Genomic DNA, 682 nt, shown 5'->3' on the forward strand with positions numbered 1-682 from the left:
GTACGGGTTAACTCGGATTTTGTTTTGTAGTCGTTGATATCATAATCGCGGATCGCATCTATTTCTGGCGCGTAGCCTGGCTGGCCAGTGCGCAAAATGATACGTACGTCAGCGAGCTGCAGCGTTTTGCGGATGTAATTGACCAGTTGCAGACCCGCATCTTCATGCTCCATTACTACGTCGAGCAGGATGATGGCGATGTCCTTTTCTTTTTGCAGAATTTCTCGTGCCTCGGCAGCAGAATAGGCATGGACAAAGCTCAGGGGGCGGTGCTGTATTTCCAGGCTACCTAAAGCAAACGTTGTTGCAGAATGGACGTCAGGATCATCATCGATAATCATGATCCGCCAGCTCGCCTGGTTTTGCGAAGCTGCCGAAAACTCATCGTGATCTGGTTCGTCAAGGAAAACCAGATCGTCTTCGATAGATTGAATCGGTGAATTCATCGGAAATGCGGCTCCATGCTGGACTTTTTTGTGCGGGACGGGGTGGAATTGTTCCTTGTGGAACTATGACATTAAAAACGATGCCAGCCAAGTCTAAAGTTTTTTTATTTGGCAATAATAAAACACTCTGTCAGTCACACTGCGATGAATTAGCAAATTATTTTAAATTTGCCAATGATTAGCTGGTTTTTTCCATGGATTGCTTGCATGCGGCATTCCCGAAGTCTGTTATAATG

1 protein-coding gene is annotated in these 682 nt (G+C 45.9%); it reads right to left on the reverse strand.

The window, feature by feature from the left end; all coding sequences use genetic code 11:
* A partial coding sequence (locus tag KDM89_RS19250; RefSeq protein ID WP_212689529.1) for a response regulator occupies window positions 1–446 on the reverse strand: 446 nt, incomplete at its 3' end.
* Window positions 447–682: the final 236 nt, after the last annotated feature.

This window comes from Cognatundibacterium luofuense (genome assembly GCF_018139685.1).
Lineage (GTDB): Bacteria > Pseudomonadota > Gammaproteobacteria > Burkholderiales > Burkholderiaceae_D > Undibacterium > Undibacterium luofuense.